Source organism: Treponema sp. R6D11, from assembly GCF_054786075.1.
Genome location: NZ_BDHD01000448.1, coordinates 1 through 1015, shown reverse-complemented (window position 1 = coordinate 1015; position 1015 = coordinate 1). Strand labels below are relative to the sequence as shown.

Here is a 1015-nt window from a genome sequence, read left to right as displayed (position 1 = left end):
CCTGAAAGATCCTGCGGACTTTTGTCAAGATGAGGTTCCATGTCAACAAGTTTTGCGGTTTCAACCACACGGCTGCGCATTTCTTCCGTGGGTACGCAGTCGTTTTCCAGGGCGAAGGCGACATCCTCCGCGGCGCTTAATCCCACAAACTGGCAGTCGGTATCCTGCAGTACTGTCCCCGCTATTTTGGAAATATCGTTTAGGGTAAAGCCGTTGATATTTTTTTCCGCCAGAAAAAGCTCGCCAGAGCTTTCGCCCTTAAAGGCGTGGGGGATAACGCCGTTTATACAGTGGATTAGAGTGGATTTTCCTGAACCTGAAGGACCTAGGATAAGAATCTTCTCCCCCGAGTTTATCTTCAGGTTAATGTCGATCAGCGTAGGTTCGGTCTGCGCCCTGTATCGAAAAGTAAAATGTTCGAATAACAGAACAGGCGCGTTTTCCGCCACGTTCTTTTACTCCGCCTTAAGGCTTCCCGCTTTACTGCCGGTTTTGGAATAACCCATGGCTATGAGCGTTCCAAGCACCAATACTACTGCGATGTTAAGACTGCTTGCCACAAGACCTTGAAGGTATATTTTGTCGGATGGTTCATGGTAAATTAATATGTCGAGAGTAGGGGCGATGACAGTCCACGCGAGTAAATTGGCGAAAATCTGAACGCCGTTAAAAATAACCGCCTGTTGAATGCCGAAGTCTTTTTCTTCGATCTTGTATAATTTCCAGAAAATACCGACCACTAAACCGAATATCGCGTCGGCGATTACCCATGACCACCATACGCTGCCCCACGTCAGATCCGTTAGCGTATGCCCTATAAAACCGATTAAAAGCCCGGCTACGGGGCCGAAAATGGCGGCAAATACCGAAAGAATCGCGATACCAAAGTTAACGTTTGTATTTGGCACTCCGGTAGGAATCGCCACAAAACGCATAAGCACGAACATAAGCGCCGAGCCGATGCCGATGGCCACCACTGTCTTTACTGAAATCAATTCTTTATTCATCTTTTTCC

2 protein-coding genes are annotated in these 1015 nt (G+C 47.6%); both read right to left on the bottom strand.

Annotation, left to right across the window (positions count from 1 at the left end; translation table 11 throughout):
• Window positions 1-449, bottom strand: a 449-nt coding sequence (locus ACYVTD_RS13860; protein ID WP_461248313.1) for an ABC transporter ATP-binding protein, incomplete at its 3' end; no start/stop codon positions are given.
• Window positions 450-455: 6 nt separating this feature from the next.
• Window positions 456-1015 (bottom strand): ECF-type riboflavin transporter substrate-binding protein (locus tag ACYVTD_RS13855; protein WP_461248312.1); only part of this gene is annotated, 560 nt, incomplete at its 5' end.